Origin of the sequence: Acinetobacter sp. TUM15064, assembly GCF_008980265.1 — a bacterium.
GTDB lineage: Bacteria > Pseudomonadota > Gammaproteobacteria > Pseudomonadales > Moraxellaceae > Acinetobacter.
Map to the genome: position 1 here is coordinate 25,416 of NZ_BKFU01000005.1, position 20,294 is coordinate 45,709.

Here is a 20,294-nt window from a genome sequence, read left to right on the forward strand (position 1 = left end):
TTTCCAAGGTACTTTAGTTGGTTTGATTCTTTGAAGGGGATGGAGCTGAACGGCGGTTAACTCCTGAGTTGGGCCCGCAAGATTTTACCAATTGGAGATTTAGGCAATTCTGTACGAAACTCAATATGTTTAGGAATTTTATAGTTGGTCAGACTCTGTTTGCAAAAGCCTATGATTTCCGCAGTTGAAATGTCGTGATTATTGACGACGATGAATGCTTTAACGGCTTCGCCTGTGGTTTCGTCTGCTATGCCAATGACGGCTGCTTCAATAATTTCAGGATGTTGTGTTAACACATCTTCAATTTCGTTTGGATAAACATTAAAACCGGCAACAATAATCAAATCTTTCTTACGATCTACAATTTTTAAAAATCCATCTTCATCCATTGTGGCGATATCTCCCGTTTTAAACCAACCATTTTCTATACTATTTGCTGTTTCTATCGGGTTGTTGAGGTAGTGCTCAATCATATTTGCGCCTTTTACCCAAAGTTCGCCCGCTTGCCCAATGTCTATCGCTTGTCCTTGATCATTCACGATTTTTAGCTCTAAGCTGGGCAGTGGAAGACCGATAGATCCTAATTTTTTGTTGATACTTGGTGGATTGATAGAGACCATGCAACAACTTTCTGTCATACCATAACCTTCTACAATCGGTGAGACAACTTTTTCCCATTCAATGGCTGTAGAGGGGCGCAAACTGGTTCCACCTGAAATGGCGACTTTGAGTGGTGGCGGATTATTACGGAACCATGTTTGTTGTAATAAACCTGCATACAGGGTATCGACACCAGTTAGCCAAGAAATGCGAAATTGTTGGAAGGCTTTTTTAAGATTGTCCAAGGGGCGAGGGTTTGGGATGAGGATATTATGCCCACCTTTATGAAACATAAGTAAAAAATTGAAATTAAAAGCAAAAATATGGTACATCGGTAGTGCAGTGAGTATGTTGTCACCTTGTTGAATTTCCATTTTGCTTGAAAATGCTTGGATAAAATCTTCCGCCATTTTCATCACCACTAATAGGTTACGATGACTAATGACAGCACCTTTACTTCTGCCAGTGGTTCCCCCTGTATATTGATATAGGGCAATTGGGTGATCTTGGTAAATGAGCGGATCGACTGTTTTTTCACCCAGTTTTAAGGCCTGTTTAAAACTCTGGTAGGGGATATCTGGTGTGGTGATGTCTCTGGATATTTTCATTTTAATCATCAGACCAATAGGAAAATTAAAAAAGTCGCTTAAGCTCGCTACGACCAAATCAATTTTCAGTGTATTCAGGACAGGTTGTGCGGTTTTAAGAAATAAATCACAGGCTATCAGCAGTTTGGCGCCACTGTCTTGAAGCTGATGCTTGAGCTCAGTTGCGGTGTAGAGTGGGTTGATATTGGTGAGAATGAGCCCTGCTTTCCAGATGCCAAAGACTGCAATTGGATAGTGCAAGCTATTGGGCATTTGGATGGCAACAACATCACCTGTGTTCAACTTGAGAACATGTTTTAAATAGTTGGCAAAATGGTCTGAATAGTAGTGTATTTCTTTAAAACTTAGACTTTGGCTAAAACCATTGGGTAGAACCACGCTAAATGCTGGTTGGTCTTGATAATGTTGCGCGGCATAAAGGCAGAATTCACTGACCGAGCCTGACAGGAGTGATTCATTGAGCTGATAATTTTTTAATTGTTTTGGATAACTTTTTTCCCATAACTTATTGTTCATGCTTTATTCCTTTGTTTTGCATGTATTGAAAAATAAAAAGCTGAACTTTCTTAAAAAGTTCAGCGGAATGATTTAAAGCATTACTTCAATATCGCTGAGTGGAAATGCAACACAGCTATAAATCCAGCCAAATTGGCGGTCTGAGCGGCGTAAGTGCGCCTCGTCGGGATTAAAGACTTCACCTGAAATCAGTTTGATGCGACACAGACTGCATTCGCCTGAGCGACAGGCATTTTCGACAAAGAAACCATGTCGTTCTAGACTGTTCAGTAAAGGCTCACCAACCGTGGTAGTAAACTGTCCTTTGCCTCTTACTGTGACTGTTACCTCTTGATTTAATGCAATGTCCGACGTCCAAGTTGACTGTGTGTTTGGGGCTTTGGGGGCACCATTGGCTTCAACTCGAATACGTCGAGCAGGAACTTCTAACTCAGCCAAAAGTTGTTGGCAACTTTGGTTAAATGGCGTTGGGCCACAGATGTAGAACATCTTTTGTTTCGGCTCTGTACCTAATAATTCGCTCAAGCGCTCTGCACTTAATCGTCCTGTTTGACCTTGATAGTCTGCTGTCGGACGAGTGATATATTCGGTTAAAGTGAAATGAGCATACTGTTTGGCCAGTGCTCTGAGCTCTTCGGCATAAATCACATCATCTTCAAAGCTATTGACATAAATCAGGTGGAATCGCTGTTGAAGATTTTGTTCAAGTAGATTTAAAAGCATACTGCGCGCTGGCACACTACCAGAGCCACCTGCCAAAAACACCAGATCATCACCATGAAACAGCGGATTGTGGTGAAAGTTCCCCATTGGACCACTACTTTGCAAGGTTTGTCCTACCGATAGTTGATCGACCAAATAGTGTGAAACAAAGCCCGCATCTGCTTTTTTGATGGTGAGATCATAGTAGTCTGCTTGGGTTGGCGAAGATGCAATTGCATAGGGACGAGCTGTGTAAGTACCTGCCACAGTGACAAATAGATTGATGTATTGACCTGCTTGAAATGCTGGCAAGGTTTCACCATGCTGAGAGGCTAGGCGGATGGTTTTAGTCGTTGGCGTTTCTTCAATAATCGCCTGAACAATCAAATCAATACGCTTGGGATGCAGCGAGTGCATTATCCGTTGCACTTGGCCTTTATATTCAGAAAAGTCTGTACCATTTTGTTCTAGTTCAGATTTGGCTTGAATAATTTCCTGATAGCCTGTGACTGCATTTAAAATATGTAGATCAGACATTGCTTAGCTCCTGTTGTGCCATTTTGTCGAGTTGACGCACCACGGCTTTGGCTGTAGATATTCCCGCAGCATAAGTCGGTTGGAATCCGCCCATCGTGGTCCACGCACTGGCAAAATAAAGCCCTTGTAAATGGTTCAATCGGTCTCGGATAAAACTGGTGTCTTCGCGTGTTTGCTTATAGCCGTAAATTGCACCGCCTGGAGTATTCAAATAGCGCATCATGGTGAGTGGTGTCGCGACTTCAACTTCCTGAATGTGTTGACGTAGGTTCGGATAGACCTGTTCAATCAGATCAATTAATTCATCCGCAAAACGATATTTGGTTTTGGCATAGTCTTCGGCTTTCACATTTTTCCAGACATCAGCATATTGCAAGCACACCAACACCACCTGACTTTTGCCTTCTGGAGCCGCTTGTGGATCATCGTAGTTGTAGCAGGTCAACATTCCTGAAATAGGGCTATCAAAACTTTCCATATTGTCATGGGTTTTTTCCCAGTCCATGGTCGAGGAAATAAAGGTTGATGCTGCATTGATCTTTAAGTGTGCTGGGGTGCAATCTAGACCCAAATAAATGACAAAGGCAGATGTTCCCATACGTCGAGATTTGAAGTCTTGCTGAATTTTTGTAGGGAGGGGATCGTCTAATAATTCATTAAATGTGAGTAAAGGACTAGCATTGGAAATCACAGCTTTACAGTTGATCAAGCGCCCATCTTCAAGCCTAACCCCAGTGACGGCATGATCCTGAGTGATGATCTTTTCCACACCACAGTTGAATTGTGCTTCACCGCCTGACTCTAAGAACGATTCCAACAGCGCATTGGACATGGCTTGTGATCCTCCTTTGATATGCCATGGCTTAAACACCGCATAGGCATATAACATATTGGCGAGATCACTAAATAAGAGATTTTTGGGTGGAATACCTGAATAAAACCAATAGGTCGCCAAAATACTGATTAAGGTTTCATCGGTGAAAAACTCATGCAATACATCGTGGGCAGAACGTAGACCATAGCGTTTAAAGTATGGACAGAGTTGATCAACGAGCAGTGGATCATTGCTTTTTTGTGCTTTAGGTAGGGTTGTAAAACCTTCTAAAGTGACTTTTTCACAGGCCAACATAAATTTTTCAAGTTGATCGGCCTCAGCAGGATACTGTGCTTGTAGCAACTTACGAATCCCTGACCAGCTTGCGGGTAAGGTGATATCGACCTGATTGGGAACAGCGAGTCGATAAAGTTCATGCTCTTGTACAAATTCGACTTTATCCATCACACCGAGTTGATCGAATAACTGTCGCATGATAAATGGGCGCTCTTCTGTGCCTAAACCACTTAGTTGATGCAATGCCACTTCAAATTCAAAATCACCACGGACAAAAGAGGTGGCACAGCCACCGGGTATGTTATGACGTTCAACCAGTAAGGTTTTTTTGCCTGCCTTTTGTGCTGTGACGGCTGCAGTTAAGCCTGCGTTGCCAGAGCCAATGACTACGACATCATAGTTTTGCATTTTAAACTCCAATCTTAACACTGGTAAGATTTGATTAAAAAAATTAGAAAGGGTTGATTTTTTCTAGCGCTTTATTGAGTTTCAGCGAATTGAATCGGGTGTAAGTTTTCAAATTGCGGTGATGCTTCAGACATACGGCTTTGCACCATGGTTAAAATATCTTGTCCATTTAAAATAGCTGATTGCAACATCACAGTATGGTCTAGGGCTTGAGCCACATTATGATCTCGACTATAGAGTAGACTGCGTTTAATGCCTTGCATGGCTACAGGTGGCTTTACAGCAATATTTTTTGCAATGCTAAAAGAATGTTCCAATAGTGCTTCTGGTGTTTCTAAAATTTTAACCGCTAGTCCGAGACGGTACGCATCTTCAGCGAGCAATGTGTCTCCCGTGAAAGCAAGATAGCGGGCAAGATTGAAGGGAATTTGATGGGGTATGCGTTGTAATACGCCAATATCCGCCATCATCCCAATATTGGTTTCTTCAATACGAAACTTAGCCTGTGGAGTCACAAAACAAAAATCACATGCTGCAATCAAATCAAAACCTGCTCCGACACAACTACCATGTACTGCTGCAATTACAGGGAATCTAACTTTTTCAAGGCAAGTCAATGCGTCTTGCATCAGAGCTAAGCTTTGCATGATGTTTTCACGTGCTACAGCATTTTGTGCATGAAATTCGGCCTGATTACTAAACATGCTCAGATCAAGACCCCCACAAAATACTTTACCTTGAGCCGAGATAATCAACGCTCGGATCTGTCCAGATTTATGCAATTGTTGAATCACTTGAGGAAATTCACGCCAGAAAGACAACTTTAAGCTATTTGCTTTTTCAGGGCGGGAAAGTTGTATATGCGCAATCTGAGCCTGAATACTCAGTTGAAAGCACTCATAATTTTGATTCATCACTCTGTCCTTAAGATGTTTAAAAAATACTCTAAACCTTAATCTTTACAGTGTAAAGATTAATTTAAATGGTGCATTTAAATTTATGCTAGGATAAATGGCAGAAGAATATTGATTTTTACTCAGCACTTTATGAACAAATCCGTCAAAAGAAAAAATTACCATGTTGGTAATCTTGAACCCCAACTCATTGATCAAGCAAAGAAAATGCTTGAAGAAGTCGGACCAGATAAGTTGTCTATTCGGGCTATTTCTGAACAAGTGGGTGTGAGTGCAACGGCTGTTTATCATCACTTTGCCAATAAGGATGAACTATTGAGTCATCTTGCCGCACAAGGCTTTGCTCAGCTAGAAAGTGTTTTGGGACAATGTCAGCAAGGGATAGACAAGAAAAATAAGATGCAGGTGATTAGTCGGCAGTACATGTTATTTGCTTTTGAACATCCTGCCATGTATCAGTTAATGTTTGGTTCTCAATTGGCACATAGTGAAATGAATCCTACTCTTTCTACGGCACGAAAAAATGCTTATGCTGTGGTGGAGCAGTGTGTAGCGGATGTGCTTGAAAAAGATATTCAGTCCAAAGAAGTTCGTTCTGCCGCACTGGCCGCATGGTCTTTTGCACACGGACTCGCGTCATTGATGATTCATAATGTTTTTGAGTTACCAGAACATATTTCTAAAGATGCTGTAATTGAAAAAGCACTTTTAGGGTTTAATCAATTGGTGAAGGTGCATTTAGATTTTGAGTAAAAGGATGTATGGCATTTCTCTTGTGATTGAATAACGTAAATCTTCATGTTTGTGATTTAATTTTATGGCTAGATCGTGGAAACGCTTTTAGAGGCTTAAAATGCAGCATTCTGCTGAATGCATGAAACATTTTAAGCTCTAATCATTCGTTTATATAACCGTTAAATTTTTGATGCTGCCTCAATAATTACTTTTGCAACTTCAGCTGCTTGTGACAAATGTGGAACATGACTTGCCTTCAATGTGGTGATATTGGCTGACATTCTTTCAGCCATTTTCTTTTGTAGCTCAGGTTGCAACATATAGTCATCTTCACTAATGATATAAGTGGATGGTTTCACTTTCCACGCGGCAGCATTTACTTTTTCTTCAAAGTTTCTTGCCCGAATTGGGGTTTGTGTTGCATACATCAATTGGGTTTGAACAGAGTCATTAAGATCTTGTGCAAGATGTTGTTCAATACCTTCAAGGCTCAAAGTTAAAAAGCCGTCTTGGTCACTGACTAAATGAGCAAAGCCCGATGGTGCAGGAAGGCCTTGTCCTAAGTCGACGATCGACTCACCAACGGCGGGTGCAAAAGCGGCGACATAAACCAAAGATTTTACTGACTCATGTTGTCCTGCTTCAGTTATCACCATGCCTCCCCAAGAATGCCCCACAAGGACGACCGAACCTTCAACTCTATTTAATACACGTTGAGCTGCGATTACATCGTCATCTAAGGAGCTTAAAGGGTTTTGTACCGCGATGGTATTGAAGCCTTCAGCGTGTAAAAGTTTGAGAACTTGATTCCATGTTGAACCGTCTGCAAATGCACCGTGTACAAGTACAATTGTTGGTTTATGGTTAGAGGCTGCTTGAGTATCTGTGTGTTGATGGTTTTGCATGATGTATCTCTTGATTTGAATATTGTTGATGTGCTCACTATACATAGGAAATAATTTGAGATAAATTATCTAAAAATATCAACATTAGGTATAAAAAGATTCAAATGGATAGATTCTCTTGTATGCAAGTGTTTGTTAAGGCTGTGGAGCTAGGCTCTATTTCTGCCGCAGCAATTGAGTTGGATCTGTCTTCACAAGTGGCTGGAAAGCACATAAGATTTCTTGAACAAAGCTTAGAAATTAAGTTGTTGAATCGGACAACTCGCCAGCAAAGTCTGACTGATGCAGGACGGATTTATTATGAAAAAGCCAAGCATATTTTGGCTGAGATGCAAGAAGCAGAGGCTTTTTTAGCGGAGACACGTTCAACGCCTAGAGGCAAGTTACGTATCAGTGCACCCGTCACTTTTGGGAATCATGCCTTGGCACCCGCCATTACCGAATTTTTAAAGACCTACCCTGAAGTCTCTGTTGAATTGAATCTTAGCAATCGTAAAATCGACTTAGTTGAGGAAGGTTACGATATTATTTTTCGTTCGGGTGAATTGCAGGATAGTGGGCTATTGGTGCGGGGGTTGGCTCCTTATCAACTCGTATTATGTGCTTCTCCAGCATATATTCAGTCTAGTGCTCCACTGTCGATACCAGAAGATTTAAAAAACCATGAATGTTTGGTCTTTACACATTCTATTTTGCGCACAGAATGGTCATTTAAAGGGCCTAATGGGATAAGTTCGGTTTTAATTACAGGCAGATTTTGGACAAATAGTGGTGAAGCCTTACGTGCAGCTGCGATTGCGGGACATGGGTTACTTTTACAACCTTATGAGCTGGTGGCGGATGATTTGGAAAGAGGGCAATTAATACGGGTATTACCTGAGTATGAGCCAGTAATTGGTTCATTACATATTTTGTATTCACGTGATCGTAGAATGACGCCTAAATTAAAGAGTTTTATTGATTTTATTTTACTTAAATTTGGAATTTAAAAGGAGCAGTAGCCATAGCATTGAATATATTTTTAGCTCAATTTTACGCTTGCTATGACACTCAACTATTTAGTTTTTCTAAATTATTTTTGGCATTAGATTGATAATTTGAACGAGTCTTCAATGGAAGTATGTTGCGACTGAAGCAAAAATGCTGTTCTTTTTGATGAAACAAAGCCTTGATGTAAAACGACAATGCTGTATATAGTTCTCAGTATAGCGTCATTTATGAGCATAATTCGTTTAGTCCGCTAGTTGCCAAGTTGTGAAAATTAAGTTGTGATTCGAGCAAAAGTCATCAACTACAGGTCAGTCCATTTTAAATAGATTTTATTGAGTAAAATTAAAAAATAGTAAAGTTAGTATGGATTAGCAAAAAATAAAGATGAGAAAACCATGAGTGCAGAAGTTGATTCATTAGGATTGGTGGGTCCTGTCGTACTGTTAAGTGCTGCGGTGATTGCCGTTCCCCTTTTTAAACGTATTGGTCTAGGATCTATTTTAGGTTATTTAATTGCAGGGCTGATTATTGGGCCATTTGGTTTTGCTTTTTTTAATAATCCTACAGCCATTTTACATATCGCTGAGCTGGGCATCGTGATGTACCTCTTTATCATTGGATTGGAGATGCAGCCTTCACATCTGTGGAGTTTGAGGAAAGAAATTTTTGGATTGGGCAGTTTGCAAATCTTGATCGCGGTGGCTGCGTTGACAGGCATGGGCATGCTGTTTGGTTTTAGTTGGAAAATAGCTTTCATTGCTGCTGCGGGTTTTGTTTTGACCTCGACTGCCATCGTGATGCAATTGCTCAATGATCGAGGCGAATTACATCAACGGCGGGGGCAAAAGATCGTTGCAATACTGCTGTTTGAAGATCTATTGATTGTTCCATTATTAGCCTTGGTCGCATTTATGTCCCCCAATCATGCGACTGAAAGTTCATCAATTGATTTACAAGGGATTGGCATAGGGCTACTGGCAATTGCTGGCTTAATTGTTGCTGGGCATTGGCTACTCAATCCTTTATTTAGAGTTTTAGCCGCAGCGAAAGCACGTGAAGTCATGACTGCCGCTGCACTTTTGGTGGTTTTAGGTGCCGCGTTGCTGATGCAACTCAGTGGTTTATCCATGGCGCTAGGAGCATTTTTAGCAGGCGTTTTGCTCTCCGAATCAACTTTCCGCCATCAAATTGAAGCGGATATTGAACCGTTCCGAAGTCTACTTTTGGGGCTATTCTTTTTAGGGGTAGGCATGTCTTTAGACTTGTCTGTGGTCAAAGCAAATTGGCAACTCATCCTCAGTGGTGTGATTGCGCTGATGTTGACTAAAGCACTCATGATCTATGTGGTGGCACGTTTAACCAAGAGTAATCATATTGAAGCCTTGGATAGAGCTTTACTCATGGCGCAGGGCGGTGAGTTTGCATTTGTGCTCTTTAGTGCCGCAACGACCGCTCAAATTATTGATAATACTATTAAGTCAAATTTAACTGCAATTGTCGTGCTATCCATGGTGTTGACTCCAATTATTGGGGTGATATTTAAACGCTTTACTATTGCAACGGATGAGCATTCATTAGATCAGGTGCGAGTTGCTGAAGGCTTAACAGGCAAAGTACTAATGATTGGTTTCGGTCGTTTCGGTCAGGTGGCCAGTCAGTTGTTATTGGCTCGTAGCGTGGATGTGACCATTATTGATAACGATGTCAACATGATCCAAAACGCAGAAAAATTTGGTTTTGATGTCTACTATGGGGATGGATGTCGTTTAGACATTTTACATGCATCTGGTGCAGATACAGCCGAAGCCATTTTGGTTTGTGTTGATCACAAAGAAACCATTAATAAAATTGTAGAACTAGTCAATGCTGAGTTTCCTTTAGCCAAACTGATTGTACGTTGTTATGACCGTGAACATGCGTTGTATCTGTCGAAGAAAAATGTCAGTTTGATGGTACGGGAAACCTTTGAATCCGCATTGGTTCTAGGTCAAACTGCCTTGCAGCAACTGGGTGTTAGTCCAGAAGAAATACAGCAAGTGAGTGATGATATTCGTGCTTTAGATAGTCAGCGTTTTGAAACGGAGGTAGCGGCTGATGATGTTAATGCAGGTATTGGGATACAGTACACTCAGCGTAACCCTCGTCCTACTGCACCGTTGATTAAGCCACAGCATACAGGGCAAGTTTTAAATGATAACGAATTCATAAAGCCTCGTGATACGGATAGTTGAGTTTTCGTTTAACGCTTAAACTTGGAGATAAAAGAGGTCTGTTTCAGGCCTCTTTTTCTATATGAAGTAATTCCATGTGGCTTAAGGGTATGGTTGCTTAATTAAGTATTTAAATGTTCTAAGGTTGAAATAAAATCCGTAAATTTCTCACCTTGAATTACCACATGTGCTTTCAGCAAAGCCTCGGCTTCTTGTTCGTGACCTGCAAAAATAGCCTCTAAAATTGCGCTATGCTCTGAAAATGAATGATTCATTCGATGGTTGACGCGGAGTTGTAGGCGGCGGTATGGGTGCAAACGTTTGTGCAAGGTACAGGCTTGTTCAATTAAAAAGGCATTATGACTGGCTTGGTAAATAGCAAAGTGAAATAAACGGTTGGCCTCATAATAATTTTCTGAGTCGTTCTGATTTAAATAGTCCTGACATAACTGATGCAGGCGTTGTAATTCTTGCTTTTCTTCAGGTTGAATGCGCCGTGCTGCCAGTCGTCCACACATGGCTTCTAATTCAGCCATCACCTCGAACATTTCACAAAGAGTGAGTGAATTAATGGCTGGAATAATTGCGCCACGACGTGGGCGAATTTCAACCAAGCCTTCAGCGGCCAATAGCTTTAATGCCTCACGAATCGGGGTACGTGAAGCACCATAGCGTTCGCACAGTTCTTGTTCATCCAGCTTCGTCCCAGGCAGGAAAAAGCCATAAATAATATCATCCTCTAACTTTTTACTAATTTGAATAGAAAGAGGAAGTTCCGCAATTGAAGTCATACATCACCAAAAATTGTATACAATTTATGTTTATTTGAGTACAAAACATTGTACACTGGATACAGATAAGCTATAACTATAGCAAATTATAAGTCAGATTATTAGAAGCGCTGCATGATCCAGGGAGGATTCAGCAATGATTATTTACGGAACAGCCATATTGGCAGTCTGCCATTTACTTGGTGTTTATCTAGGCAATGCCCTTGGGATTGCACTTGGTGTACAAGCCAATGTAGGTGGTGTGGCCATCGCCATGATTTTATTAATTCTATCGAAGGAGCTATTAGCCAAACGTGGGCACTTACCTCAAGTGACTCAATTTGGTGTGTTGTACTGGTCAGGTATGTATATCCCGATTGTGGTTGCCATGTCGGCAGGTCAAAACGTAGTTGCGGCTATGTCGGGTGGGATGTTGGGTTTGATAGTTTCAGTTGCGTCTTTGATTGGCACTGTCTTGGTGATTCGTTGGTTGAATAAATCCAGTGGCGACTATGACAGCTATGAATGGGCTGTAGAACCAACTGAAAAAGCCGCTTAAGGACAAGGGTGTTGTCATAGCACGAAAGAACAATCAGTTGTACGGTTACAAGGAAGAAACGCAATGGAAGAAATAATTACGGTTTTTACCAAAAATGCCCTCGTCGCGGCGCTCGCAGTGACTGGTTTAATGATGTATGTGTCGCATCTTTTGTCGAAATATCTCACCAAAGGCAAGTTACAAAGCTCAGCCATCGCGATCACTCTGGGGCTGGTCTTGGCTTATTTTGCAGGGATTTATACTCAAGGTGAAAAGGGCATTTCAGATATCGCTATTTTCTCAGGTTTCGCTTTACTCGGTGGTGCCATGATTCGTGACTTGGCCATTGCATCAACGGCGTTTGAAGTCGACGTTAAAGAAGTGAAAAAAGCAGGAAAGGTGGGTCTGATCGCGCTTGCACTTGGTTGCGTGATTCCATTTTTGATCGGTGCAATGGTGGCGTGGTTGATGGGCTATAAAGATCCCGTTTCGATGACCACGATTGGCGCAGGTGCGATGACCTATATCGTTGGCCCAGTAACAGGTTCAGCCATCGGTGCAAGCTCAGAAGTGATTGCATTATCAATTGCAATTGGTCTGATTAAAGCGGTGTTTTTCATGGTGGGTACACCGTTATTCGCAAAATTTATGTATCTCAAAAGTCCACGTTCTGCCATGGTTTTTGGTGGAATGGCGGGGACGACCAGTGGCACAGCAGCAGGTTTAGCAGGAACGGATGTGCGTTTAGTACCCTATGGTGCATTGGTCGCAACCTTCTATACCGGTCTTGGTTGTTTACTTGGACCCTCTGTATTTTTTCTCACAATCAATGCCATCTTCGGCTAAGCACAGCATAAAGGTGACCCCATGAACCAAATGGTTAAGACGCGCTTATGGGATAAGCAGCGTACCCGCAGACTAGAAAAACTGAATCTTGCTAAAGAACAAGGCTTTGCAAAACAAGTTGAGCATGCTCGGGTGATTGAACTTTTGGAAACGGTAATTTCCAGTGGTGATCGCGTTTGTTTAGAAGGTAATAACCAAAAGCAGGCCGACTTTTTGTCAAAGAGTTTAAGTCAGTGTAATCCAGAGGTGGTTCATGACTTACATATCGTACAGTCGGTATTGGCTTTACCCAGTCATATTGATGTCTTTGAAAAAGGTATTGCTTCTAAGGTCGATTTTTCCTTTGCAGGCCCACAAAGTTTACGTCTAGCACAATTGGTTCAGCAGCAAAAAATCAGTATTGGTTCGATCCATACCTACCTAGAGCTGTATGGGCGTTACTTTATTGATTTGACGCCAAATGTCTGCCTGATTACGGCACATGCAGCCGACCGAGAGGGCAACCTTTATACAGGTGCGAATACCGAAGATACGCCTGCAATTATTGAAGCTACCGCATTTAAAAGCGGGATTGTGATTGTGCAGGTTAATGAAATTGTCGATAAGTTACCGCGTGTCGATGTACCTGCGGATTGGGTCGATTTTTATATCGAAAGTCCCAAGCACAACTATATAGAACCATTGTTTACCCGTGATCCTGCACAAATTACCGAAGTACAAATTTTAATGGCGATGATGGTCATTAAAGGCATCTATGCACCATATCAAATTCAACGTTTAAACCATGGTATTGGCTTTGATACTGCGGCAATTGAATTATTGCTGCCTACGTATGGGGCATCCTTAGGACTAAAGGGACAGATTTGTACCAATTGGGCCTTGAATCCGCATCCAACTTTAATTCCTGCGATTGAAAGTGGATTTGTCGATTCGATCCATAGCTTCGGTTCTGAAGTGGGGATGGAAGACTATATTAAAGAGCGTCCAGATGTGTTCTTTACAGGCAGTGACGGCAGCATGCGTTCCAATCGTGCCTTTAGTCAAACTGCGGGTTTATATGCCTGTGATCTCTTTATTGGTTCAACCTTGCAAATTGACTTACAGGGCAACAGTTCAACTGCAACCGTAGACCGGATTTCTGGTTTTGGTGGCGCGCCGAATATGGGCTCTGATCCGCATGGACGCCGTCATGCCAGTTATGCCTATACCAAAGCAGGCCGTGAGGCGGTCGACGGTAAACTGATTAAAGGGCGTAAGTTGGTGGTGCAATTGGTCGAAACATACCGTGAACATATGCATCCTGTCTTTGTTGAAGAGTTAGATGCGTGGCAGTTGCAGGACAAAATGGAGAGTGAACTCCCGCCCATCATGATTTATGGTGAAGACGTAACCCATATTGTGACGGAAGAAGGTATTGCCAACTTGCTGTTATGTCGTACTCCAGAAGAACGTGAACAAGCCATCCGTGGCGTGGCAGGTTATACCCCAGTGGGGATGCAGCGTGATGAGGCTAAAGTAGATGAGTTACGCCAGCGCGGTATTATTCAACGCCCAGAAGATTTAGGGATTGATCCAACACAGGTCAGTCGTGATTTGTTGGCGGCAAAATCGGTGAAAGATTTAGTTAAATGGTCGGGTGGTTTATATAGTCCCCCAAGTCGCTTTAGAAACTGGTGATCGACATGGAAAAGTTAAAATTTGAATTGCAATCAGCGCCACTGAGCGCCGAACAAGCGGCGGTCATTTGTGGTGTGGTCGGTTCTGGAAATTTAGAAGTCTTGGTTTCACAGCATGATCAGGCGGATATTTGTCAGATTGAAGTCACGACATCAGCCGTCGGTTTTCAACATGTTTGGAAGTCTGTGCTGAATGAGTTTGCACAACGTCATGCAGTAGCAGGGCTTAAATTTCAGTTAAATGATATGGGCGCAACCCCAGCAGTGGTGAACCTACGCTTAAGCCAAGCAATATCTATGTTTAAGGGAGTATAGAACATGGATCAAGTGATGCTCAAAAACAGTTTTTATGAAAAAACCGCACGTGCGCGGATTCAAGCGCTCGTCGATGCTCAGAGTTTTAATGAAATACTTAAACCGACTGAAGTTGAAGTCAGCCCACACCTGTCTGCTTTGGATATTCCGGGTAGTTTTGATGATGGTGTGATTATTGGTACAGCGCGTTTGAATGGAACACCAGTGCATATCATGGCTCAAGAAGGGCAATTCATGGGTGGAGCTGTGGGTGAAATCCACGGGGCGAAAATTGTCGGTCTTTTGCATAAAGCCATTCAAGATCAAGCGCAAGCGGTACTGTTTTTTGTCGACTCAGGTGGTGTGCGTCTGCATGAAGCCAATGCAGGTCTCATTGCTATTTCCGAAATTATGCGTGCGATGTTGCAGGTACGAAATGCAGGCATTCCCATTATTACGGTGATTGGTGGAGCCTGTGGCGCTTTTGGTGGTATGGGCATCAGTGCGTGTTTAAGCAGTGCCATCGTCATGACGGAAGAAGGGCGTTTGGCACTGTCTGGTCCAGAAGTGATTGAAACAGTGAAAGGCGTAGAAGAGTTTGATTCGAAAGATCGTGCTTTGGTTTGGCGCGTTACAGGCGGTAAACATCGTTACTTACTGAACCATGTACAGGCTTTGGTTGAGGATGATATTACCGATATTCGTGATGCGATTTTAATGCAGCTAGACGCTAAGGTCGCTTCTTTAGACTTAGAACAATTATTGCAACAGCAGCAACAGCTTGAGCAACAGTACCAACGCTGGTTTGGTAAAAATGATGGTTTACAGATTTGGCATGACATGGGCATTACACAGCCAGAAAAAATTCCGATGTTGTCTGCCCATGAAGTTGTGTTGTTAAAGCAAGGATGAGCTCATGAATACAGAATTACTTTTACAACAGTTGTTTCCGCATCAACTGGATTATCAGATCGAAGGTTATGTGATTAAGGGCAATGCGCAAACGGATGCAGGCCCAGTGCGGATTCTTGGCACAGTCAATGCCGCCCCGATTAATCAACAGATTGCCATGGAATTGGCCGGTGAAATCTTAGAGCTAGTACAGCAGAAACAACAGACGCCTGTGGTGTTTATTGTGGATACGCAAGGTCAAGCGCTTTCCCGTGCTGATGAGTTACTGTGCTTAAACCGTACCTTCGCGCATTTGGCATCTTGTGTTGACCTACTGCGCAGAAGTGGACATGCCAACCTCGCGATTATTTTTGGTCAAGCCGTCAGTGGTGGGTTTTTGTCCTACGGGCTTATGGCAAACGAAGTTTATGCACTCAGTGATTCGCAAGTGAAAGTCATGGACTTAAACGCGATGGCACGGGTCACTAAAATTCCAGTCGAAAAGTTAAAAGAGTTGTCGCAAAGCTCAGCTATTTTTGCCCCAGGGGCAGAAAACTTTTACAAAATGGGCGCAATCAATGCCATTTGGCCAGATTTGGAGACAGACTGGGTCAGCCAAGCATTGTTAAATCAACAACAACATCTTGAGGTTTATCTGACAGATCAACGCCGTGTGGTGGGGCAGCAGCGTCAAGGGCGTGTGTTGTGTAATGCCATTATTGAGAAAGTTGTACACAGTTAAGGAAGCAGATATGGATCGTCATGACTTAGCTTATCTTCGTGATTCAGTAACCTTACATTTTTTAGATGTTTCTTTACCAGAAACGGTGAAACAAAAGGTGTATCAGTTGTTGAGCCAACATATTCCAATGACTGTTTGTCGGCAGGAAGATATGGATGTGGGACAAGTGAAGCTGGCGATCAACTGCTTGGTTGAGGGCTATAAATATCGTGTGGCGTGCTTAGTCGAGAAACACGATATCGAGCAGATCACTCGACCGCTTTCTCTACAGGCTTTGTTAGAAGCTGACTCGCAGCTCCTACAGCGTAAACAATTGAGTGATTTTGCAGATCATTTAGAACAATTGGGTTGCAAAGTGTATGTTTATGGCTCCTATGCCTATCAGTCCCTCACGCAGGAGGCTTATGTCAGGCCGACTTCAGACTTAGATCTGTTGTTGTATCCACAGCATCAACATGATGTACCAGAAATTTTACAGTTCATTCAACAAGTCCAAACCCAGAGTTCTATCCGGTTAGATGGCGAGATTCAAATCCATCCAGACTGGCATGTGTCATTTAATGAGTTAATTGCGGTTTTTCCTGAAATGAACCAGCAAGTGATCGTAAAAGGAATTCAGCGTGTCGAGATGCTGAGATTAGAACAATTATTCGAAGGGAAGCTTGAATATGCAAATGCTAAAACCGCATGAAGTTTTATGTCCGAACATTGTCAATACTGCTGAAAGATTAGACCGTTTGGCATGTATAGCGTTATTGGATGAAGCCAGTTTAGAACATAAGCCCGGTTTGGTTTGTCCAAGTTCGCAGGGCAGTCATCAGGATATGGACTTTAGCTTGTTCCAATGTAGTGTGGATGCCTTACAGGGCTATTTTCAGGCGCAATGTTTGAATGGCTATCACAATGTCAATTTTGAAGAGATTCGACAGTGTGGCATTTTAGCTGAACAAAAAATGATGGCTGCAACTCAGCAGATCAATACCCATAAAGGGGCAATTTTTAATTTGGGTTTTGCCAGTGCAGCAGTCGGGCAATGTCTAGCAACTGATAGTTCGTTGAATGCAGGCTCAATCAGTCAAAAAATTCAAAGCATTTGGCAGGATGAACTGTTACATCATTTAGAGCGAAATCCCAACAGTCATGGGCAACGCATGCGGAGTCAATATGGCATCACTGGGGCGATTGAAGAAGTGGCTTCAGGTTTTAAAACGGTGATGGATGTTGCCTTGCCAACGTATATCGAGATTTATAGCAAAACGGCCAATGCACAGCAGGCTGCAATTCAGACTTTATTCAGTCTGATGGCCTATGTACAAGATACCAATATTGTTTGGCGTGGTGGTTTATCAGCCTTATATATTGTGCAGGATCTAGCCAAGCAGTTTTTGGCTCGTGGCGGTGTGCTACAGCACAATTGGGTGCAAGACGTAGCTAAAGTGGAAGATTATTTCGTTCAGCATCGTTTAAGTCCGGGGGGCAGTGCGGACTTGTTGGGGGTGACTTTATTCATGCTGAAGGTGGAACATGAATTTCGCAATCATATTTAGTGGGCAAGGACTCCAAAGCTTAGCCCATGTGCAAGAGCTACTCAGTTTGGCGGATGAGCTTCATGTATCAGAGAGTTTAAAGCAACATTTGCCGCGACTATTTTGTTCCGATTTAACCGAAGCAGATTTGTATGCAAATGAATTTGCGCAGCCTTTTATTTTTGCTTTGCAATGGTGTCGTTGGCAAAAGTTAAAACCTGAGATTGAAGACCTTATGAGTTTCTCAGGTTATTCACTCGGAGAGTTAAGTGCACTCATTTGTGCAACGCAGATAGGTTTGGAGCAAGGACTATATTTAGCCCAGCAGCGTGCTTCGTTAATGTCTTCAGCCTCTCAGCATGCATGTGGCTTAATGGCTGTTCAGGGCATCAATCTCAATACACTTGAAGCGTTGTTGACTGAAACGTCAACCGCACTTTCCATTAAGCTCAGTGATAGTAGTTTTGTCGTGGGTGGGGCTGATGCCAATTTACAGCAGTTGACCCAGCAACTCGAATTGCGAGGAACACGTTTTGTTAAACGCTTGAATGTCACCATTGCATCGCATACTGCATGGATGGATGCTGCGGTTCAGCCCTATCAGCAGGTTTTGCAGCAACAAGACTTTGCTCGTTTATGCACGGCCATGATTAGCGGTTCGGGTGGGCATAAGTTTTTTAAGACCACAGATGCCGTGAGTGCGCTAATTCAGCAAATGAATCATGCGATTGATTGGGATGCTTGTTTAAGTGCAATAGAAGAAAATCAGCCTGATGTTGTCTTAGAAATTGGGCCAGGCAGCGCCTTAAGTAAAATGCTCTTGGAACGTAATCCAAATTGTATTGTACGTGCAGTGGATGATTTTAAAAGTTGGTCTGGATTGCAGGTATGGTTAGAAAAGCAAAGTATTGGATCATCTTGAAACGAAGATGATATGAAATGTATTCGGTGCTTTTTCGTTTTAAATCACATTCAGTCGTCCTGAAGATCGTTCAATGTCTACATCACTTCTTCAGTATGTAGATGAACTGAATAACACATGAAGAGCCGTGTTCCTTTATCCGCTTTTTGTCCTGATTAAATTAGCTTGAATCTACGACGAATGGTTGGTTTAGAAGGGCAATGGATTATTGATAGCAATCATGTTTATCGAGTTTTAAAACGCAGTATGAAGCTGAATTTTCTATTCTACATATCATCATTTATTTTTAATTTTTAAGCGATTACCTCACTCGTTTATGGGATTTTAGAACAAAATTGTGCTCCAAAATCTATAATCTTCTACTATGCGTATGGCATCACTATTAGATAAATAAAAATGATGAAACTAACAAAAAATGCCAAAAAATAAAAAAAATTATTGAAAATTTTAAAAAATGTGATAGATTTCACGATTACTTTTTATATGTGTGAACCTCTATATAAAAAAGTATCTATAAAAAGCAATGTTATTCATGGCGATTGCTTTTTGATTATCTAATTTAATAGTTTTAGGTCGTTATATGAAAAATTTTCTTACTACTGCATTATTGGCTTCTGCTGGTTTAGTTTTAGCTGGACAGGCAAATGCGGCTACCACTTCAAAAACGGCAACTGCTGACTTTAAAGTGAAAATTGAAGTGCTTTCTACTTGTGCAATCAATGCCACTGATATTGATTTTGGTAGTGTAAACAGTGCTGTGGCTGCAAATGATAAAACAGGAACATTAAATGTTACTTGTACAAGCCAAACACCATATAAAGTGGGTTTAGCAGGCAGTGGGAAAATGACACATGAGACAGATACTTCATCTAGCATCGCATATCAGTTATTCCAAAATACAAGTGACAAAAGCCAGTGGGATAATAATAGTAATCTATACTCAGGTGTAGGTTCAGGTAGCGTACAGGCTATTCCTGTTGTTGCAAAAGTATCTGGTTCAACAAATGTTCGAGCAGGTAAATATATCGACACGGTTACCGCTACAGTAACGTATTAATTTTTGCTATCGTAAGGATATTCTTCACGAAAAGGGTATCGGCATGAAAAATACGTCGCGTTGGTCAAATGTACTGCGTAAGTGTAGCTTAGGTATATTGGCAACGAGTATTTTTATGATACAGGCGCATGCTGCAAGTTTGCAGGTTGCGCCTATTTTATTGGAATTTTCGCCTCAAGAAAAAGTCAAAGAACTTTGGTTAACCAATACTGGGGATGAAGCCATCCAAGGTCAAGTTCGAGTAAATGCTTGGACGCAAACCAATAATCAAGATATTTTAACCCCGTCTAAAGATCTGATCGCAAGCCCAATGGTATTGACGATTCCCGCAGGCCAAAGACAGTTGGTTCGTCTTATTCGTAGTACTGCAAGCAATAACCCATCTGAGCAAGCTTATCGTTTGATTGTTGATGAGCTACCGAACCCTCAAGCAGAAAAGCAAAGTGGTCTTCAGTTGTTGCTGAAATATTCAATTCCTGTATTTTTTAAGGCCTCAAGCACTGATGTCATTCAACAAGGTGTAACCTCGCTCAATGGCATGACATTTAAATACAATGCGAACAAATTAACGGTTACTAACCTGTCTCCGCACTATAAACGTTTTAGCCAGTTTGCCTATGTTGATGCGCAGGGGCAAAAAACACCCATCCAAAAAGGACTCATGGGGTATGTGCTGAGTGGTCAAAGTATGCAATGGTCTATTCCTGCTACGATAAATGTCAAACCTAATGGAAAATTTGTAGCAGTTGTAAATATGGATGTTCGGGAACAAGAACTTCCTATATCTCCTTGATAT

At 41.9% G+C, this 20,294-nt stretch carries 20 protein-coding genes; 14 read left to right on the forward strand and 6 right to left on the reverse strand.

The genetic code is table 11. The annotated features are described in order from the left end of the window. Positions 1-56: 56 nt before the first annotated feature. The 4 genes from GBI16_RS02660 to GBI16_RS02675 form a co-directional block, all read right to left on the reverse strand. The gene (locus GBI16_RS02660) at positions 57-1,724 is read right to left on the reverse strand and encodes a long-chain fatty acid--CoA ligase (protein WP_151706470.1); all 1,668 of its coding nucleotides are present in this window, start codon (positions 1,722-1,724) and stop codon (positions 57-59) included. 72 nt (positions 1,725-1,796) lie between these two features. Then, entirely contained in the window at positions 1,797-2,963 is a 1,167-nt protein-coding gene (locus GBI16_RS02665) for an FAD-binding oxidoreductase (RefSeq protein ID WP_110973822.1), read from the reverse strand. After that, on the reverse strand, positions 2,956-4,482 hold the full coding sequence (locus tag GBI16_RS02670; protein ID WP_151706471.1) for an NAD(P)/FAD-dependent oxidoreductase: 1,527 nt from the start codon (positions 4,480-4,482) through the stop codon (positions 2,956-2,958). The genes GBI16_RS02665 and GBI16_RS02670 overlap by 8 nt, the downstream gene beginning before the upstream one ends. A gap of 71 nt (positions 4,483-4,553) precedes the next feature. After that, positions 4,554-5,396 carry an enoyl-CoA hydratase-related protein gene (locus GBI16_RS02675; RefSeq protein ID WP_151706472.1) on the reverse strand — a complete coding sequence of 281 codons (843 nt, stop codon included), beginning with the start codon at positions 5,394-5,396 and terminating at the stop codon, positions 4,554-4,556. 132 nt (positions 5,397-5,528) lie between these two features. Between GBI16_RS02675 and GBI16_RS02680 the strand changes: the two genes are divergently transcribed. Further along, positions 5,529-6,149 (forward strand): TetR/AcrR family transcriptional regulator, encoded by a 621-nt coding sequence (locus GBI16_RS02680; RefSeq protein WP_119063755.1) that lies wholly within the window; start codon positions 5,529-5,531, stop codon positions 6,147-6,149. Between the two features lie 161 nt (positions 6,150-6,310). On the opposite strand, the gene GBI16_RS02685 is transcribed toward GBI16_RS02680, so the two are convergent. Next, a complete protein-coding gene (locus tag GBI16_RS02685) occupies positions 6,311-7,036 on the reverse strand; it encodes an alpha/beta fold hydrolase (RefSeq protein ID WP_215900675.1) in 726 nt (241 codons plus the stop codon). A gap of 122 nt (positions 7,037-7,158) precedes the next feature. Here GBI16_RS02685 and GBI16_RS02690 point away from each other — a divergent pair, with 122 nt between their 5' ends. Beyond that, positions 7,159-8,025 (forward strand): LysR family transcriptional regulator, encoded by an 867-nt coding sequence (locus GBI16_RS02690; protein WP_228267802.1) that lies wholly within the window; start codon positions 7,159-7,161, stop codon positions 8,023-8,025. Between the two features lie 396 nt (positions 8,026-8,421). Beyond that, entirely contained in the window at positions 8,422-10,257 is a 1,836-nt protein-coding gene (locus GBI16_RS02695) for a monovalent cation:proton antiporter-2 (CPA2) family protein (protein ID WP_151706475.1), read from the forward strand. Between the two features lie 101 nt (positions 10,258-10,358). On the opposite strand, the gene GBI16_RS02700 is transcribed toward GBI16_RS02695, so the two are convergent. Further along, positions 10,359-11,027 carry a GntR family transcriptional regulator gene (locus tag GBI16_RS02700; protein ID WP_086208703.1) on the reverse strand — a complete coding sequence of 223 codons (669 nt, stop codon included), beginning with the start codon at positions 11,025-11,027 and terminating at the stop codon, positions 10,359-10,361. Positions 11,028-11,163: 136 nt separating this feature from the next. Here GBI16_RS02700 and madL point away from each other — a divergent pair, with 136 nt between their 5' ends. From madL to GBI16_RS02755, 11 genes are all read left to right on the forward strand, one after another. Continuing rightward, entirely contained in the window at positions 11,164-11,565 is a 402-nt protein-coding gene (gene madL / locus GBI16_RS02705) for a malonate transporter subunit MadL (RefSeq protein ID WP_110973816.1), read from the forward strand. A gap of 63 nt (positions 11,566-11,628) precedes the next feature. Next, complete coding sequence (gene madM, locus GBI16_RS02710; protein WP_086208701.1) at positions 11,629-12,390, forward strand: malonate transporter subunit MadM; 762 nt, start codon at positions 11,629-11,631, stop codon at positions 12,388-12,390. Positions 12,391-12,411: 21 nt separating this feature from the next. Beyond that, the gene (gene mdcA, locus GBI16_RS02715) at positions 12,412-14,067 is read left to right on the forward strand and encodes a malonate decarboxylase subunit alpha (RefSeq protein ID WP_151706476.1); all 1,656 of its coding nucleotides are present in this window, start codon (positions 12,412-12,414) and stop codon (positions 14,065-14,067) included. 5 nt (positions 14,068-14,072) lie between these two features. After that, positions 14,073-14,381 (forward strand): malonate decarboxylase acyl carrier protein, encoded by a 309-nt coding sequence (gene mdcC / locus GBI16_RS02720; RefSeq protein WP_110973813.1) that lies wholly within the window; start codon positions 14,073-14,075, stop codon positions 14,379-14,381. A 3-nt stretch (positions 14,382-14,384) separates the two neighbouring features. Beyond that, positions 14,385-15,272, forward strand: coding sequence for a biotin-independent malonate decarboxylase subunit beta (locus GBI16_RS02725; RefSeq protein WP_151706477.1), 888 nt, complete (start codon positions 14,385-14,387; stop codon positions 15,270-15,272). 4 nt (positions 15,273-15,276) lie between these two features. After that, positions 15,277-15,993 carry a biotin-independent malonate decarboxylase subunit gamma gene (mdcE, locus tag GBI16_RS02730; RefSeq protein ID WP_151706478.1) on the forward strand — a complete coding sequence of 239 codons (717 nt, stop codon included), beginning with the start codon at positions 15,277-15,279 and terminating at the stop codon, positions 15,991-15,993. 10 nt (positions 15,994-16,003) lie between these two features. After that, entirely contained in the window at positions 16,004-16,684 is a 681-nt protein-coding gene (gene mdcG / locus GBI16_RS02735) for a malonate decarboxylase holo-[acyl-carrier-protein] synthase (protein WP_151706479.1), read from the forward strand. Beyond that, positions 16,662-17,540 (forward strand): triphosphoribosyl-dephospho-CoA synthase MdcB, encoded by an 879-nt coding sequence (gene mdcB, locus GBI16_RS02740; protein WP_151706480.1) that lies wholly within the window; start codon positions 16,662-16,664, stop codon positions 17,538-17,540. The genes mdcG and mdcB overlap by 23 nt, the downstream gene beginning before the upstream one ends. Continuing rightward, positions 17,518-18,441, forward strand: a complete 924-nt coding sequence (locus GBI16_RS02745; RefSeq protein WP_151706481.1) for an acyltransferase domain-containing protein — start codon at positions 17,518-17,520, stop codon at positions 18,439-18,441. The genes mdcB and GBI16_RS02745 overlap by 23 nt, the downstream gene beginning before the upstream one ends. 580 nt (positions 18,442-19,021) lie before the next feature. Continuing rightward, the gene (locus GBI16_RS02750) at positions 19,022-19,498 is read left to right on the forward strand and encodes a spore coat U domain-containing protein (RefSeq protein ID WP_086208693.1); all 477 of its coding nucleotides are present in this window, start codon (positions 19,022-19,024) and stop codon (positions 19,496-19,498) included. Positions 19,499-19,541: 43 nt separating this feature from the next. Next, positions 19,542-20,291: a molecular chaperone gene (locus GBI16_RS02755; protein ID WP_086208692.1), complete on the forward strand. Its 750-nt coding sequence runs from the start codon at positions 19,542-19,544 to the stop codon at positions 20,289-20,291. The last annotated feature ends 3 nt before the right edge of the window (positions 20,292-20,294 follow it).

Coding starts and splice junctions, on each gene's coding strand:
- GBI16_RS02660 (WP_151706470.1), bottom strand. CDS start 1,724: ATGAACAATAAGTTATGGGAAAAAAGTTATCCAAAACAATTAAAAAAT.
- GBI16_RS02665 (WP_110973822.1), bottom strand. CDS start 2,963: ATGTCTGATCTACATATTTTAAATGCAGTCACAGGCTATCAGGAAATT.
- GBI16_RS02670 (WP_151706471.1), bottom strand. CDS start 4,482: ATGCAAAACTATGATGTCGTAGTCATTGGCTCTGGCAACGCAGGCTTA.
- GBI16_RS02675 (WP_151706472.1), bottom strand. CDS start 5,396: ATGAATCAAAATTATGAGTGCTTTCAACTGAGTATTCAGGCTCAGATT.
- GBI16_RS02680 (WP_119063755.1), top strand. CDS start 5,529: ATGAACAAATCCGTCAAAAGAAAAAATTACCATGTTGGTAATCTTGAA.
- GBI16_RS02685 (WP_215900675.1), bottom strand. CDS start 7,036: ATGCAAAACCATCAACACACAGATACTCAAGCAGCCTCTAACCATAAA.
- GBI16_RS02690 (WP_228267802.1), top strand. CDS start 7,159: ATGCAAGTGTTTGTTAAGGCTGTGGAGCTAGGCTCTATTTCTGCCGCA.
- GBI16_RS02695 (WP_151706475.1), top strand. CDS start 8,422: ATGAGTGCAGAAGTTGATTCATTAGGATTGGTGGGTCCTGTCGTACTG.
- GBI16_RS02700 (WP_086208703.1), bottom strand. CDS start 11,027: ATGACTTCAATTGCGGAACTTCCTCTTTCTATTCAAATTAGTAAAAAG.
- madL (WP_110973816.1), top strand. CDS start 11,164: ATGATTATTTACGGAACAGCCATATTGGCAGTCTGCCATTTACTTGGT.
- madM (WP_086208701.1), top strand. CDS start 11,629: ATGGAAGAAATAATTACGGTTTTTACCAAAAATGCCCTCGTCGCGGCG.
- mdcA (WP_151706476.1), top strand. CDS start 12,412: ATGAACCAAATGGTTAAGACGCGCTTATGGGATAAGCAGCGTACCCGC.
- mdcC (WP_110973813.1), top strand. CDS start 14,073: ATGGAAAAGTTAAAATTTGAATTGCAATCAGCGCCACTGAGCGCCGAA.
- GBI16_RS02725 (WP_151706477.1), top strand. CDS start 14,385: ATGGATCAAGTGATGCTCAAAAACAGTTTTTATGAAAAAACCGCACGT.
- mdcE (WP_151706478.1), top strand. CDS start 15,277: ATGAATACAGAATTACTTTTACAACAGTTGTTTCCGCATCAACTGGAT.
- mdcG (WP_151706479.1), top strand. CDS start 16,004: ATGGATCGTCATGACTTAGCTTATCTTCGTGATTCAGTAACCTTACAT.
- mdcB (WP_151706480.1), top strand. CDS start 16,662: ATGCAAATGCTAAAACCGCATGAAGTTTTATGTCCGAACATTGTCAAT.
- GBI16_RS02745 (WP_151706481.1), top strand. CDS start 17,518: ATGAATTTCGCAATCATATTTAGTGGGCAAGGACTCCAAAGCTTAGCC.
- GBI16_RS02750 (WP_086208693.1), top strand. CDS start 19,022: ATGAAAAATTTTCTTACTACTGCATTATTGGCTTCTGCTGGTTTAGTT.
- GBI16_RS02755 (WP_086208692.1), top strand. CDS start 19,542: ATGAAAAATACGTCGCGTTGGTCAAATGTACTGCGTAAGTGTAGCTTA.